The following is a 15,937-nucleotide window of genomic DNA, read 5'->3' on the forward strand; positions in this document are numbered from 1 at the left end:
CGGGAGTGAAACACCTTCGAACTATCTCTCACAACATTCTAGTCGCCTGAATATTCCGGTTTGTGAAGTCCATGGTCTTGCGATCGAATTCCATTTCGGTGTTTACGGGCTAAATCGTAGTTATGCATCCGAAAATTCAGTTGGCAATGCTGCTCGCATTTGACATTGTTCGGTCGATAACAAGAATTGCGTCTTTCGCGGAATAGCATCAGTTAAGCACCCATAGATACGATAGTTATCGTATTAATACAAACCAGTAATAATACAATATTACCCATAGTTAATAGCCATTTTACTATATATATTCATATTTATAAATTGTTACATAACTTTTCTTATGTTAAATAGAATGTGGAAGATTAGAATTGGATTACTGGATTCGCAGGTCCTGAAGCACTCCCTGCCCCACCTACACCGCGGTTGCATGTGAACTTGGCCGCTACCTTTCGGCAGCAGCCACTTGCATTGCTAGTACTCACTCGGAAGTAGAATTACATTCTCTGAAACGTAGATTTTGATTTCAGCGAGTGGAAAGTCTGAAAAAGGGATTTGCTTTGAACAAAGGACCCGGCCGTTGCCGTCTTCGCAACGAAGTGCGGCCGTTGACGCTTCTAGATTGACTGCGAGTATCCAGACCTGGAATTCTTCAGTTTTCACTCGCGGGTGGTACTGCTGGAATGCAATTTCGTCGATCAGCCAGTATGCTCCGGCTTTGTTCATCATGAACCTGATCCCATCTGTGTAGAGCATTTCGTAGACGACCGGATGGCGGTACCAGGTTTCAGTGCCGGTGAATTGTGATAGTTCTGTCGATGTCAATTGCTGGTTTTCCATTTTCTGTTGTTTATCGCCTCCACCGTTGGAGAACAATGCCCATCAGCGCTAAGCAATGGCATGGAAAGGCAACACCAACACGGGAGCGAAGCGAATGGAGCGGGCAGCGTGATTGACGTCCAGGCTGCTTTGTGCACCTTGCATTGTTTCTCTTAGGTGGCAGACATGGGCAACGGTTAGGTCAGAGCGGATATCAGTCCATGATGGCCAGCGTTCACCAGCTAATCTAAGGCTCTCATAAACCTTCTAATTCATTCGAAAACCAAGGACCCTCATAATCAACGTTATGAATTCTAAACATGGCTGGGGGTGGATCTAGTTGGAATGTCCCATGACGCCGATGCCCAAACTGGATCCTGGGATGCCAATTCAGATAAAAATTTGCAACATGTAATGCAGCGAACGCATATAACAAGTTTCGAAGATTGGCCTCCGGAAACCTAGCAAATCGATCATGCTTAACCTTGTTATAAGATTTCCACCAAGTAGGACTTATCTGATCAGTCCATTCAATAAATGGAAAAACGGTAGGATAGTCATAGCCACTTACTGCAACTCCCTCGTCGAAGAACGATCTTGTCAACATTTGGCCATTAATTACTGCACGAATATTATGTATATTAAGATCATTCTGGGAAGAATCAATTGCTTTACAAAGAGCTTTGGAAACGACTTCAAACTCGGAGCAAACGGTAAGATAAAGCAACGCTATCTCTGTACTGTATACGGCATCATTGTCCGGATGGATGTAAACAAAGCCAGAGAGCTCAATGAAGCGCTTTTCTAACGATAGAAAGTACTTGTGAAAATTCATGTGTTGGTTACAGAGTGGTTAAAAAACTTCTCAAATAAAGCGGCCAAAATCCGCATTCTACCTAGTAAGACGTTTGTACGGGGACCCTTTATCTACCGTGAGTAAAGCGACTTAAAAGTTCTTATCATCAGCAAAACTTATCCCGTCTTCCGTTTTCGTATCCATTTTTTCTTGAATCTCTTTCAGCTGCTTAACGATGGTATCCATTGTCTGCGAAATATGCTGTATCTCCGAAACGCGCTCAGGCACATCCTTGGAAAAGTAGCTGTGAAACTTCCAGATTTCGAGTACATCACCGGCGCTGACCTCATACGGCTCATACGCCCGGTTCAGCGACTCTAAAAGCATTTTATTCCCTTCTGGCAGGACAGTCACTTTCTTGAATACAAAGTCCTGCTCACCATCCAGGATCACTATGCACAGCGTCCCTGGCTTCAAGGCTGTCCAGTCCTCGACATACCGGCAGATCACGTCCGCACCTTCCGGCACCGGCAGCATCGAGTCGCCCGTGGTTGGAAACATCCGGAAGGTGCCCGTCTGCGGCAGGCCTGGCACTGAAAACTTGGGTAGCGAGGCAATGAATTCAGGGTTGGCATACCCGCTCCGGTAACCTGCTTTGGCTTTCACAGGTACATACTCGACGTTCTCCTTGTTGGCTTTATCGGTCGAGATAGCCAGAACCCGAAGGTTCGTCCCTTTCATGTAGAGCTCACTGCCCGCTTCCAGCTCCCTAAGCGGCAGCTCCCCTACCCCGCGCAAATCGATGCGAAAAAGATTGTCGATCGATAGCCCGAAAAAATCAGAGAATTTGATCAGGTCTACTGCTGACGGGTTTTCCGTCCTTCCAGCCTCTATGGCAGCAAGTTTCACCCTAGTAACGCCCAGCTGCTCGGCGAAATCTTCCTGAGTCAGTCTGCGGCGCTCCCTGAGAAACCGAATGTTGCTACCGAAAAAAAGTCTTGCGCTTGTCATGGCATAATGTTATTATTGAAATCACATAAATGGTACTAATAATACCAAAGATAATAAAACATTCATACTATGGAAACTGCATTAAAAAAAAGTGAGCTGGTTGCCAGGCTCAGAAGCGATATACTCGCTTTGCAGGGCTTCCGTGCGCCAGCGTTGGGCGTAAAACACGACGACTTCGGCCTTGGGCCCGTGATGAAGGCTTTCCCGCAGGGCGTATTTCCCCGTGTGGGGATGCACGAGTTTGTCAGCCAGACTGCCGAGCAGACAGCGGCCACATCTGGCTTTATGGCCGCCCTGGCCGGTAAGATGATGAAACAGGACGGGCTCTGCGTCTGGGTCGGCACCCGCCGCACCGTTTATCCGTTCGGTCTAAGCCAGTTTGGCGTCACACCTGACCGGGTGATCTTTGTCGATCTGAAAAAAGACAAAGATCTTCTCTGGGCGATCGAAGAAGCGCTCAAATGTGACGCGCTCTCAGCGGTCGTAGGTGAGATTAAAGAGCTCAACCTGACCGAATCGCGTAGATTGCAGCTCACCGTCGAAGAAAGCAAAGTGACCGGCCTATTGCACAGGGTTTCCCCCCGCCTATCCAATCCGGTTGCCGCAGTATGCCGCTGGCGGATCAGCCCACTTCCAGGCGTAACGGACGATGTGCTTCCTGGTATCGGGTTTCCGCGCTGGCAGGTAGCAATCGAGAAAGTGCGTAACGGCGAGCCAGGCAGCTGGCCACTAGAGTTCCGGGATGGCAGTTTCGAGCTGTTTGGTGAATCTGTTTCTTCTCACCAGTACATATCAAAGGTTGGTTAGCAAAGCTGCGAGGGTTATGAAAAGATATGTGGCGATATGGCTTAGACACCTATTGGTAGACCGGGTGCTGCTTACCCGGCCCGAGCTGGAAGGCAAACCCTTTGTGCTTGCCGCCAAAGAGCGTAACCGGGTGGTAGTGAAAGCATCCAGCCGCGATGCTTTGAAGTTAGGGATTGAAGCAGGGATGGTGCTTGCCGACGCCCGCGCGGTGCAACCCGACCTGGAAGTGCTCGATTATGACCAGGCCTTACCTGAAAAGCTGCTAGGAGCCCTGGCAGAATGGGCGATCCGCTACTCGCCGCTCGTAGCGGTTGACTTGCCTGACGGGTTGATCCTGGACGCTACTGGCTGCGCGCACCTGTGGGGATCGGAAGCAGCTTACCTGAAAGACATTGCCACGCGGCTGAAATCCTCAGGCTATGATGTCCGTACCGCGATGGCTGATACGATCGGTACGGCCTGGGCAGTGTCACGCTACTCCCGCGCTTACCCGATCATCCCGCCAGGCGAGCAGCTGTCTGCCCTATTGCAGCTGCCGCCGCATTCGCTTCGGCTGGAAGTACCGGTCACTGAGAAAATGCAGAAGCTGGGGCTCTACCAGATCAAAAGCTTTATCTATATGCCGCCATCAGTGCTTCGCCGAAGGTTTGGGCAGACGACACTCGACCAGATCGGCAAAGCGCTCGGCACCACGCACGAATCGTTTGAGCCGGTACATCCTTGTGAGCCCTACCAGGAGCGGCTTTCCAGCCTGGAACCAATCCAGACCGCGGCCGGCATCGAGATCGCGATCCAGAAGCTTTTGGAAAAACTATGTGAGCGCCTGGTCAAAGACGGCAAGGGCGCAAGGCAGGCGGTGCTGCGCTGCTACCGGATCGACGGACAGATCCAACACGTACAGATCGGCACCAGTGGCCCTTCATGTAGCGCCTCACATATGTTCAAGCTTTTTGAGCTGAAAGTTGCCAGCATCGAGCCCGCCCTGGGCATTGAGCTGTTTGTCATGGAGGCCCCGGTGGTCGAGCCATTGGCGAACGCGCAGGAAGCGCTCTGGGATTTAAGCAGTGGCAATAAGATCACACAAATCGCAGAGCTGATCGACCGGCTGTCAGCGCGCGCGGGCACCGGCGTCATCCACCGCTACCTTCCTGCCCAGCACCACTGGCCGGAGCGGGCGATCATCGAGGCTGTTTCCTTGACCGATCAGCCGGAAATAGAATGGCGGACCGACCAGCACCGGCCGGTGCAGCTGCTCTCTGAGCCTGAGCGCATCATCGTCTCTGCCCCGGTACCGGATTACCCGCCTATGCTCTTCCGCTATAAAGGCGATATCCACCGCGTCAAGAAAGCAGACGGCCCTAACCGGATCGAGCAGGAATGGTGGATATCTGATGGCATGCACCGCGACTACTACGCTGTCGAAGACGAGCAGGGAGGCCGCTACTGGATCTTCCGGCTTGGGCACTACAATGAAGAGCTAACCGCCGAGTGGTTCATCCACGGATTTTTCGCATAAAACCTTCCCCTGCCATGCAGTACACAGAATTACAGGTAACCAGCAATTTCAGCTTTCTTCGCGGCGCTTCGCATCCCGAAGAGCTCGTTGACCAGGCGATCCACTATGGCTACAAGAAAATAGCCATCACCGACCGGAATACGCTGGCAGGGATCGTGCGGGCGCATTCGGCCGCACGTGGCAAAGGCTTTGATATCATCCCGGCCGCGCGGCTGGACTTGATCGACGGGCCCAGCCTTCTGGCCTACCCTACCGACAAGCCCGCTTACGCGCGGCTTTCGGCGCTCTTATCACTGGGTAACCGAAGGACTGAAAAGGGAAAATGCGACCTGTACCGAAGGGATGTGTACGAGTATGCCGAAGGAATGAAATTCGTTGCCGTAGCGCCGGTGACGCTGAATGCCTCCTTTGAGTTTGAGCCGGGCTTTGAACGGGCGCTACGCGAATACCGCTCGGAGCTGGGCTCAGAGCTTTACCTTGCCGCTACGCGCTCCTACGTGGAAAGTGATGTCAAAAAGTTTTTCCGGCTTTCTGAAATCTCTGGGCGCCTGGACATTCCGCTGGTCGCCACCAACGACGTGCATTACCATCATCCTGACAGGCGTCAGCTGCAAGACATCGTTACCTGCGTGCGCGAAAAATGCACGATCTACAATGCCGGCTTCCGGCTGCACCAGAACGCGGAACGCTACCTGAAAGACCAGGCGGAGATGCTCAGGATCTTCCGGGGTTATCCGGACGCCATAGCCCGCACGCAGGAAATCGCCGAAGCCTGCACTTTCTCGCTGGACACACTGCAATACGTGTACCCGGAAGAAATCACTGGCGGCGACCGAAGCCCACAGGAAGAACTGACTTACCTGGCCTGGAAGGGTGCCAAAAATTTTTACGGGGAGCCGGTGCCTGAGAAAGTATCGGCCGCGATCGAGCATGAGCTCAAATTCGTGGCCGAAATGGATTATGCCGCTTACTTTCTGACGGTTTATGATATCGTCAAGTTTGCCCGTGAGCGAGGCATCCTGTGCCAGGGGCGCGGCTCTGCGGCCAACTCGACCGTCTGCTTTTGCCTTGGCATCACCAGCGTTGATCCTACCAAGTTTGATCTCTTGTTCGAGCGGTTTATCTCATCTGCCCGTAATGAGCCGCCGGATATCGACGTGGACTTTGAGCATGAGCGCCGGGAAGAAGTGATCCAGTATATCTATCAGAAGTATGGCCGCGACCGCTCAGCGATCGTAGCTACTGTCACCCAGCTGCACCAGAAAGGCGCAGTACGGGATGTGGCCAAAGCAATGGGCATGTCAGTCGATGCCATCAATAAGCTTTCCAGCTCGATCTGGGAATTTACCGATGAGTGGTTTGAAGGAAAGCGGATTTCGGACCAGGGCTTTAATCCCAGCGACCCGCACCTTTTAAAGGTGCTGGATCTGACCAAGCAGTTTATGGGCTTTCCGCGCCAGCTGGGCCAGCATACCGGCGGCTTTGTGATCACCCAGGGCAAGATCACTGACCTTTGCCCGATCATTAACGCGAGAATGGAAGACCGCACCAATATCGAATGGAACAAAGACGATATCGATACGCTGGGCTTTCTGAAAATCGATGTGCTCGCCCTGGGCATGCTTACCTGTATCCGCAAAGGCTTTGACCTTTTAAAAGACCACTACGGTAAGACCTACACGCTGGCCACGGTGCCACAGGACGATCCGAAGGTGTATGAGATGATCTCGCATGCCGATACGATCGGGGTTTTTCAGATTGAAAGCCGGGCGCAGCAATCGATGCTGCCCAGGCTCCGGCCTGAAAACTTCTATGACCTGGTGATTGAGGTGGCCATCGTCCGGCCGGGCCCGATCCAGGGGGATATGGTGCACCCCTACCTACGGCGAAGGAACGGCGAAGAACCGGTTGAATATCCTTCCAAGGAGCTCGAAGACATTCTCGGCCGCACGCTGGGCGTACCGCTGTTTCAGGAGCAGGCGATGAAGATCGCGATCGTTGCCGCCGGCTTCACCCCTGCGGAAGCCGATAAGCTCCGGCGAAGCATGGCAACCTTTAAGCTCAACGGTCTTGTCACCCAGTTTGAAAAGAAGCTGATTGACGGGATGACCGGTCGTGGCTATACGGAAGAATACGCAAGACGGATCTTCCGGCAGCTGGAAGGGTTCGGCAGCTACGGGTTTCCCGAAAGCCATGCGGCCAGCTTCGCGCTGTTGGTGTACGTCTCCTGCTGGATGAAGTGTTATTATCCGGATGTGTTTACCACTGCACTATTAAATAGCCAGCCCATGGGTTTTTACCAGCCATCCCAGCTTGTGATTGATGCCCAGAAGCACGGGGTCAAAGTCAGGCCGGTGGATGTGAACATTTCCAGCTGGGACAATACCCTCGAAGAACCAGAAGGGGAATATAGGGCTATCAGGCTTGGTTTCCGGCAGGTGAAAGGGCTTGCGGAAAAAGACGCCTTGGCTTTGATCGCCGGGCGCACCGCGCCTTACAAAGCAATCCACTTGATGCGGGATGCCGGCGTCTCTCAAGAGGCGCTGGAAAAGCTAGCCGATGCCGATGCCTTCCGATCAATGGGAATGGACCGGCGGCAGGCCATGTGGGAGGCCTCTGCCCTCTCCGACCGGCCGATGGGCGCTTTTGCGGGCCACAAATCAGCCAGCGAGTTCGAGACTCCCGTCGAGCTTCCCAAGCTTTCGCTTTCCGAGCATGTCGTGCAGGATTATATGTCCACCTCGCTTTCGCTGAAAGCGCATCCGGTTTCATTTGTTCGTGGGGATCTCTCGGCAAAACGGGTGATCAAGACGGCCGATCTTGCGGGGCTGCGCGACAAGCAGTTTGTCCGGGTGGCTGGCCTGGTGCTAGTGCGCCAGCGGCCGGGTACTGCCGGCGGGGTTTGCTTTATCACCATCGAGGATGAGTCTGGTGTGGCCAACCTGGTTGTTTTTCAGAGCCTGTTTGAAAAATACCGCAAAGAGATCCTGCGATCGCGGCTTCTGATGGTCGAAGGAAAGCTGCAAATCGAGGGCGAAGTAATCCACGTGGTCGTTCGGCGCTGTTATGATATGTCCCCGCTGCTGCGCAACCTGAACCAGAAAGACCAGGATCCGGATGTGCTTACGCTCTCGCGCGCAGATGAAAAAGATGAATATGTCTCCCAGGCTGTTAACCGCAAAACCCAGGTCCGAAAGAAGGCCGTGCAATTGGAAATCTTTCCTTCCGGCCGTAACTTCCGTTAACCTGTATTCTGTGCCATGGTAGCCGCATACAACCCTTTTGAAATCCTGAACCTGCCCATGATCCGGCGTATCACCCAGCATGGAAACCACTTTATTGTCCTGCAACGATTCAAGTGGCCGGGGATCAAGGAAGGCTTTGGGTTTATGGCAACACCCTACAAGGATGAGAAATCAGGGAAGGCGCATGCGGCGCAGCTCTCTGGGAACGAGGGGAAATTGCTCAATCTTTCTTCCGACATTGAAAAGATTACCTCCCTGATCAATGACCCCAGGTACAGCCTGTTCCTTTGCACCTTCCGCGAAGAGTCCTGGAACAAAAAAATGATTAAATTGTATCAGCGGAATATGATATCTTACATCAAAGCTCATATGCCGGTCACTTCCAACGATGCGATCGTCATTCAGATGGATTTGAAATACGGCAGGCTCAAAGCGACGGTCACTGCCAACGGGCCGGAGCACGAGTTTGACCTGTATGAAATGATTAGATAAGCACCCCTTTTTTACATATGATCCAGTACCTTCTCCGACGTCAGCTCTGTTACGACATATCACTTCACAGCGATATTGAGCTGACCAAGGAGGTTTTTCCCAAAATCAAAGACAAACGGATTGTTCAGGACTCGCCCGTCTATGACCACATCAGCTCCTTTGCGTTTCCAGAGTATCCGGTGATCACCCGCCAGGGCACAGTGCTAATTCTCTCGGAGATGGAATGGTCGCTGGATCCTGTTTACGAGAAAAACCCGGTCGAGCGCCGGAAGCGCCGTACCAAAATGGCCGACATCCAGTCCGAGCGCGTGCTGGGCGATACCCGCTCCTATGCGCATCGAATCCGTCAGAACCGGTGTCTTATACCAGTAACAGGTACCTATGAGCATCGTGCGATCCAGGGCTGGGCAAAGAAAGTCCCCTACTACATCTGGCCCAAAGACCGCAAAATGCAGTTTCTGCCTGGGCTTTTTCAGATCATCGAGTCAATTGGACCAGCTGGTGAAAAAAGACAGAGCGCCAGCTTTGGGATGCTGACCCGGACGGCGAACGAGCTGATGGTTAACATTCATAATGATGGCGAATTCCGTCACCGCATGCCGCTGTTTCTCACGGCAGAGCTGGAAGAATTTTGGCTTTCAGAGCATTTTACCGATGCGGATATGAAGGCTGTCTTCGAGTACATGCTACCTTCCGAGGCGCTGGACTACCGCACTGTTTTCAGCATCAGGTCAGCGAAGTCCCGACCGGATGGGAAGCCGAAGTTTGAGTTTTGGCGCTATGAGAATTTGCCGTCGCTAGGCGACGATCTGCCAGATCAGACACAACTCAGCCTATTCTAAGAGTTATAAATTGCACTTGCTGAACGCCTTACGAATTAACGGAGACTCAAACCAACGGGTATGCGGCTTTGAGTAGCAAAACCAATAACTTTGTTCAAACTATATAATACAAAAAATTGTGAGAATTGCCTCGCCAATAGGCCATAGGAAACTACTTGAAAGATATGATCGCAACGTACCTCATATAACTAAATATATGGGATCAAAGAGAGGGATCTTAGAACATGTAGTACACTGCATTGACAACATTTACGACGGTGGGATAATTTGCGATTTATTCGCCGGAACAAGCATACTATCAGGCGCACTAGGTGGCCTTGTTCCTATGCATTCGAATGACATTCAGGAATATTCGTCAGTGTTAGCAAACACTTATTTAAGCGGTTACAATTCATCAGAAAATGCCACTGGACTTCTCGACAACATAGAGCACAAATTTCTAGCATACATTGATGAAATTAATGAAACGATTCCAAATGTAGGCTTCGTATATAGCGAAAATATGTCTATCGAAAACTTTGTGTTTATCGAAAAAGAACAGCAGAACCTAATACATCAGGACTTTTCCCATCTTCCATATCATTTATTCATAAAATATTATTCTGGAACTTATTGGTCGTTTGAGCAATGCATTTCAATCGATGCCTTAAGGCGAGTTGCAGACGACTACGGTGGCACCCGAATATACTATTTGATCCTATCAAGTCTTATATATGCTATGTCATACTGCTCACAAAGCACAGGACATTATGCGCAATATCGAGATGCAAATGCTGAATCATCAAAGGAGGATATTTTAACATATAGACAACGGAATATTTTTGGATATTTCCGTGCCAAGTTTAATCAGTTGGCACAGTATGGGAAACAAAGTTCTCTACCACACAAAATAACCACTCTTGACTACCGGAACTGTCTAGAAACCATAGAAGCTGAATCGTTAATCTATGCAGATCCTCCGTATGCTTTTGTTCACTACTCACGATTCTACCATGCCCTTGAAACGTTAGTTAAGTATGACTATCCAAACGTGGCACACAAAGGACGGTATCGATCAGATCGGCATCAATCCCCATTCGGTCAAAAAACACAGGTAAAAGAGGCGTTTGAATCGCTTTTCTATCTGACTTCGGCTAAGCGATCAAATTTAATACTGAGTTATAGCAATACTGGGATGATCTCCTTAACCGAAATCATAGGTATTGCGCAATCAACAATGAACGGCGGATATGATGTTAAACATCGTGAGGTACCACACACTCACAGCACTATGGGGCGCAATGATGATAAAAATAGAGAGGTAAAAGAATATCTAGTAACTATAACAAAGCGATAAATGTCGAAACCAGATATCACAAAATTAAAAACTTCGTGGACGAAGTTTGATACTGTTCGCTTCATTACAATAGTCGGAAACGACGAACTGGATTTGTACCTGCATGATGAGCAACCTATTGATCATGCGATATTAAAAGCATATCTCGGCGTTGATAAACTTTCTGATCCAATTCCAAAATATTGGAAAGATGTCATTACTAATTATTCACAACTACGCAAGATGTTTACCTTGCTGGCTGGTATATTCACCCATCATGAAAACATAGAAAAATTTGCCCATACATATTCAACTAAAAATATGGGTGGAACATTTGTTCTCACTGACGGCAGTAAGCATCAAACAAATATGAGAAGCGCGCTTGTAGAAGGTGGGGCAGCCTTGACAAGTTACAGGAGAAAACATGAAGTTCCGTTTGACTTCTCAAAGATATTCGCCCAGGAAGAAATCGGAAAAAACTTTAAAGAACTTATCGCAGAAAGACTTCGACGCATTGGATACGATGAAAAAGAAGTTCAAATTGATACCGTAAACTTAGCGATCGCGAATGACTTCCACTTGGCTCTTGGCCTGACAAAACCTCAGTTTAAAACTTGGCTAGAAGGAAAGTCTGTTTCTCAGATAAAAGAATTTCATTACGACTTAAATCTTCTAAAAGATGAATATCAAAGCAATACATGCTTTCGAGTAAACCAATGGCTTTCCAACTGGGACAGTATCGATTATTCGTTACCAATGCGAAGTAAGCCTGATAATCATTTTTACATGTTCAAGATGGACATAAGACTCTTGAAACGGATATCAGATGTTCATCGACGAAGCACAAACAAACCACGTGCAAACGAAGTAAATATCCAGAGAAATCTAAAAGAGGATAGGTCTATCGAAATACAACAGTATGTTCAGCAGGGCTTTCCTCTATCCACTCTTAGTGAAAAAGATCGGCTAAATCCGGAAAATGACATCCTTCGAATGCCGGGAATACTTCCTACCGCTATATTAGTAAACATACTCGGTGCAGGTCAAAAGAGAGGAAATTCAACTATAAATTCGGATGACTTAGCTATAATAGACGAAACCGGAACTGACGCAAAAATCATCCTTCCAGAAGGAGCGTTTTCTGACACATGGAATCCAGAATTAAAACCGTTTGAGGTGATAGACGGTCAGCACCGGCTCTGGGCATTCGACGAAACTGAACAGATAAATGGGAACTATGAAGTTCCCGTCGTTGCATATTATAATCTAGATCGCGCTTGGCAGGCATACTTATTCTATGTTATAAATATAAAGCCAAAAAAAATCAATACTAGCCTTGGTTACGATCTTTACCCACTACTCAGAACACAGGAATGGCTTGAGAATTCAAGAGACGGTCTGAAAGTTTACAGAGAAACTAGATCTCAGGAACTAGTCGAAGCCCTATGGAGCTACCCAGAAAGCCCATGGCACCATCGAATCAGCATGCTCGGTGAAGAATCGAATAATATTTCGCAACATGCATTCATCAGAGCACTGACAGACAGTTATTTCAAAAAGTCTCGAAAAGGCATCTCCGGATTATTTAGTGACGTACTTCGAAGTAAAAACGAAGAACTACGCTGGGTTAGACCTCAACAGGCCGCTTTTCTGATCCTTTTGTGGGATGCAATTTCACAGGCGCTTAAAAACGATGCTCCTTCGACGGACGGTGTGGAGTGGATTGAAATGGTGAGAGCTGAAAAAACATCGCCATCAAGTATTGAGAAAGAACTACAACTAGATAGAGCATTTACAAGCAAATCTTCAAATTTATCAAGAGATCAGGGTGTGACAGGACTCATGATGTTTTCAAACGACTTTTTTTACATTGTCGCCAATGAACCTAATATCGATCTCAATAGCCTAGCGTGGGACAATGAGATTGACGAGAGGCAGATTGAGGCGGCAAGTATTGACATCGCTATCAACAATTTTAGATCACATCCAATATACTCTTACATTCAATCTTTTGCGGAACAAGTTCTAAAATTCGATTGGCGGACATCCACTGCAAATTTCCTTGATCCAGAAAAAGCAGAGTATCAAAAAAAATACCGAGGAAGTGGCGGTTATCGCGAAATTTGGAATGACCTATTAAAGGTATTTCTCGAGTCGGACAATAAGCGAATTAAATCAATAGCAAAACAATTGGCTGATATTAACTGACATGAAACTTGGCCACTTTATAAGAAGAACCTCCAGAAAATCGGTAATCGACGGACTTCAACATATTTCGAAATATTATATTCCGAAAAAACAATTGCTATCATCGGCAAATCCACTTGACAAAAATGCAAAATCAGCAATATCAAACCACGCAAATGCAGCAAAGGCCTTTACAATAAGAAATCATGATTTTCGAACATACCTAGCGGCTTCTTCGGTTGCCCATATGCTAGATGGATGGATGTACTTGTCAAACTCGATAAACTCACTTCTTTCCGGTGATGAAGGTGCTTCAATACATTTAGCATATTATGCTGAACTTCGAAGTGCGATGTCAATCTTAGCAACGGAGGGCCTTGGAGTATTTGACAAAAAGCATTTCGGAGCTTTTGATGGTGACCATTGCGAAATATTCAAATACCACAGAAGGGACTACAACAAGGGAGCTACCCATCAGTTTGTATGGACTGCAATGGATAAATGGGCTTCATCGGCTTATAAGCCGACCTCCAGTATTCTAAAATTATTCAAGGTGCGAGGCAAAAATTTTTATGAATTGACGGAGTATTTCCATCCAAGTGTAGCTGCATCCAATCTACTCAGTGAGCGAACGATTAAAAAATGGCTTAAGGATTGGTGTTTTGATATCAAATCTTACAAGGCAGATCGCGAGGGCCGAAATGAGGTGAGCTATCGCCCGCAGCGCATTAAAAATTTTGATAAAAACGTTGATTTCAAAACTATTATTTCATCGATCAACAGTTTTTGGAACGTACTAAGCCCATCTGGAGGTGACAAGTATACTCTATTGGATTCATATCTATTGCGCAAACTTTTCCAAACGCTACATCAAGAGCTTCAGTCAAGAGGGTTGACTACTCAGACTTACTCAGAGTCGGTAAGAAACGCATTTGAACAATATGGGATATCCGATCAGACTCTGTTCCGGTTTTTAGATGCGACACCACCGTATAACAATGACCACTCGATTTTTCAGTTGGCTAATATTAAGGAAACAACACCATTATCAATAATTGCACGTGCCTCGTTACTCTTAAGAATTTCGGTAGGAATGGTGTCTCAACTATGTTCCGAAGCAAACTTAGAAATTAAAGACTTGAATTTTGTTTGGGAAAACTATGGAATCGATAACGGCTTTTGGGCCGTAGGAGAATCGCCAACCAGTTTTAATTCGCTATGGAATGACATAAGCATTTCTATCGAAGAATTGAATTTGGATTTAGCTGATACAAGCCATTCATATGATATGCACTCAATCTTTCATCGAAATCCTGAGCACGTTAGATATTTATCCCAGATCAATAGGGCAAGCCTTTGGGGTCTAGATTTTTGATATTTTTCACAAGCTACCTAATTGATTAGATCTTTGGTCATTGCAATCTGGATGTCGTTGACAATCTCGTAGGCTCGAGGAATATATAACTTATATTCCTCAAATTTCAAATCTCTATTTTTCCTGTACTCGTCTATATCTCCAATCCGAGGATCCATTGTCTTGATTGTCTCATATATAGAAGCCGAAGTGTAAAGATGATGATAGGTTTCTAACATATCTATAACCTGTAATTCTTTGAGAGAAGGAAAAATTAGTTTGTAAGATTGCATCATACCAAACAACTTAGACCTTAATTCGTAGATTTGTTCGGCGTCGACTGTACTGACCGCGTTTTGCAGGTCCAAATGAAACCGATGTAGTTCATTGCTTGCTGCGAATCTCATACCAAACTTATTCGATTCATCCTGCGCGCGTCGATCCTTTTCAGCTCGATCATCTTCCATTTCTGCGAGTTGATATGAAATGACGACAAGTACCACAACGTTCGCAAAAGCAAAGATCGGGTTCAGGATGCCACCCACGAAATCACCAAATGCACCCCACATCGCAGAATCGTTCCATCCCTGAGCTACAACGTAGGCGACAATTACTATTGTCGCGAAACTCCCAGAAATAAACAAAGTGAGTCTTACCGCTTTATGTAAATCGTTCATTTTCAATATTGTGGGCGTTTTTCTACGTCAATGAGCATTACAAATTTATTCAGCTTGGGACTTCTTCACTCTATCCCAACCATCAATTTTTACCCCTTCATGCCTCAAATAGTTATAAAGAGTTGCTTTGCTTCCGATCCTTAACTGATCGCATATTTGCTTCGTAGTATAGTCTTTGCTTTGATAGAGGGTCGCCGCAAGCTTAGCCAAATCTCTCGACTTCTTTGTCAGGCCCTTTGGTCTGCCCCCGACCCTGCCCCTAGCGCGAGCTGCTTCCATTCCTGCCAGTGTTCGCTCCATCAGAATTTCCCTTTCATTTTCGGCGAATACCGAACTGAGCATATACCAAAGACGCCCCATCTTTGTCGACGTATCGATTCCTTCTGAAATGCTTCGAAAGTCCACACCCATCTCCTTCCATTCAACCATCAATTTAATCAGCTCGTAAGTGGCCCTCCCAAGTCGGTCAATCCGCCATACTACAATCACGTCCCCTTTCCGAAGCTCTGAAACCATCTTGGCATACTCAGGCCTGTCCTTAGATGCACCCGACACCTTCTCATGAAAAATTTTCTCGCACCCCGCCTTCCGGAGAGCATCAAATTGTAAATCTTGGTTTTGCTCATTCTTCGAAACACGTACGTATCCTAAAATCATCTGAAATTACAATTTAACGCCTATGGTTGCAATATACTGTAATTTGATTTGATGTACCACTAAAATGAACTCTTTTAAGGCCCTATTTTGGATGAAAGTGGCCAAATGACTATCGGTCGGCAGAGTACAGAAAAACGACCGTGGCCGTTGCAGAACTCGCAGGAGATTTCTGGTGAATGATTTTCAATCGGTCACTTTTGAGAATTTCACAAAGTCAACTCAAAG

Annotated in this window: 12 protein-coding genes; 8 read left to right on the forward strand and 4 right to left on the reverse strand. The window is 47.6% G+C overall.

Annotated features, from left to right (window positions below):
• Positions 1 to 468: 468 nt before the first annotated feature.
• On the reverse strand, positions 469 to 834 hold the full coding sequence (locus J2Y43_RS33290) for a DUF6876 family protein (protein WP_309993667.1): 366 nt from the start codon (positions 832 to 834) through the stop codon (positions 469 to 471).
• Between the two features lie 925 nt (positions 835 to 1,759).
• Positions 1,760 to 2,620 (reverse strand): LexA family transcriptional regulator, encoded by an 861-nt coding sequence (locus J2Y43_RS33295; protein WP_309993665.1) that lies wholly within the window; start codon positions 2,618 to 2,620, stop codon positions 1,760 to 1,762.
• Positions 2,621 to 2,689: 69 nt separating this feature from the next.
• Here J2Y43_RS33295 and J2Y43_RS33300 point away from each other — a divergent pair, with 69 nt between their 5' ends.
• The 8 genes from J2Y43_RS33300 (at position 2,690) to J2Y43_RS33335 (ending at position 14,399) form a co-directional block, all read left to right on the forward strand.
• Positions 2,690 to 3,427 (forward strand): Error-prone repair protein ImuA, encoded by a 738-nt coding sequence (locus tag J2Y43_RS33300; protein WP_309993661.1) that lies wholly within the window; start codon positions 2,690 to 2,692, stop codon positions 3,425 to 3,427.
• 16 nt (positions 3,428 to 3,443) lie between these two features.
• Complete coding sequence (locus tag J2Y43_RS33305) at positions 3,444 to 4,943, forward strand: DNA polymerase Y family protein (RefSeq protein WP_309993660.1); 1,500 nt, start codon at positions 3,444 to 3,446, stop codon at positions 4,941 to 4,943.
• Positions 4,944 to 4,957: 14 nt separating this feature from the next.
• Complete coding sequence (locus tag J2Y43_RS33310; protein ID WP_309993658.1) at positions 4,958 to 8,188, forward strand: error-prone DNA polymerase; 3,231 nt, start codon at positions 4,958 to 4,960, stop codon at positions 8,186 to 8,188.
• A gap of 15 nt (positions 8,189 to 8,203) precedes the next feature.
• Positions 8,204 to 8,680, forward strand: coding sequence for a hypothetical protein (locus J2Y43_RS33315; protein ID WP_309993656.1), 477 nt, complete (start codon positions 8,204 to 8,206; stop codon positions 8,678 to 8,680).
• Positions 8,681 to 8,697: 17 nt separating this feature from the next.
• The gene (locus tag J2Y43_RS33320; RefSeq protein ID WP_309993653.1) at positions 8,698 to 9,522 is read left to right on the forward strand and encodes an SOS response-associated peptidase family protein; all 825 of its coding nucleotides are present in this window, start codon (positions 8,698 to 8,700) and stop codon (positions 9,520 to 9,522) included.
• A gap of 196 nt (positions 9,523 to 9,718) precedes the next feature.
• Positions 9,719 to 10,858: a DNA adenine methylase gene (locus tag J2Y43_RS33325; RefSeq protein ID WP_309993651.1), complete on the forward strand. Its 1,140-nt coding sequence runs from the start codon at positions 9,719 to 9,721 to the stop codon at positions 10,856 to 10,858.
• Positions 10,859 to 13,045 carry a DGQHR domain-containing protein gene (locus tag J2Y43_RS33330; protein ID WP_309993648.1) on the forward strand — a complete coding sequence of 729 codons (2,187 nt, stop codon included), beginning with the start codon at positions 10,859 to 10,861 and terminating at the stop codon, positions 13,043 to 13,045.
• Between the two features lies 1 nt (position 13,046).
• Positions 13,047 to 14,399 (forward strand): hypothetical protein, encoded by a 1,353-nt coding sequence (locus J2Y43_RS33335; RefSeq protein WP_309993646.1) that lies wholly within the window; start codon positions 13,047 to 13,049, stop codon positions 14,397 to 14,399.
• A gap of 17 nt (positions 14,400 to 14,416) precedes the next feature.
• Here J2Y43_RS33335 and J2Y43_RS33340 read toward each other — a convergent pair whose 3' ends face one another.
• Together J2Y43_RS33340 and J2Y43_RS33345 are read right to left on the reverse strand one after the other, a co-directional pair.
• Positions 14,417 to 15,055, reverse strand: coding sequence for a hypothetical protein (locus J2Y43_RS33340; protein ID WP_309993643.1), 639 nt, complete (start codon positions 15,053 to 15,055; stop codon positions 14,417 to 14,419).
• Positions 15,056 to 15,100: 45 nt separating this feature from the next.
• Positions 15,101 to 15,712 carry a recombinase family protein gene (locus tag J2Y43_RS33345; protein ID WP_309993641.1) on the reverse strand — a complete coding sequence of 204 codons (612 nt, stop codon included), beginning with the start codon at positions 15,710 to 15,712 and terminating at the stop codon, positions 15,101 to 15,103.
• Positions 15,713 to 15,937: the final 225 nt, after the last annotated feature.

Source organism: Dyadobacter sp. BE31 (assembly GCF_031457695.1).
In the GTDB taxonomy this organism is placed as follows: domain Bacteria; phylum Bacteroidota; class Bacteroidia; order Cytophagales; family Spirosomataceae; genus Dyadobacter.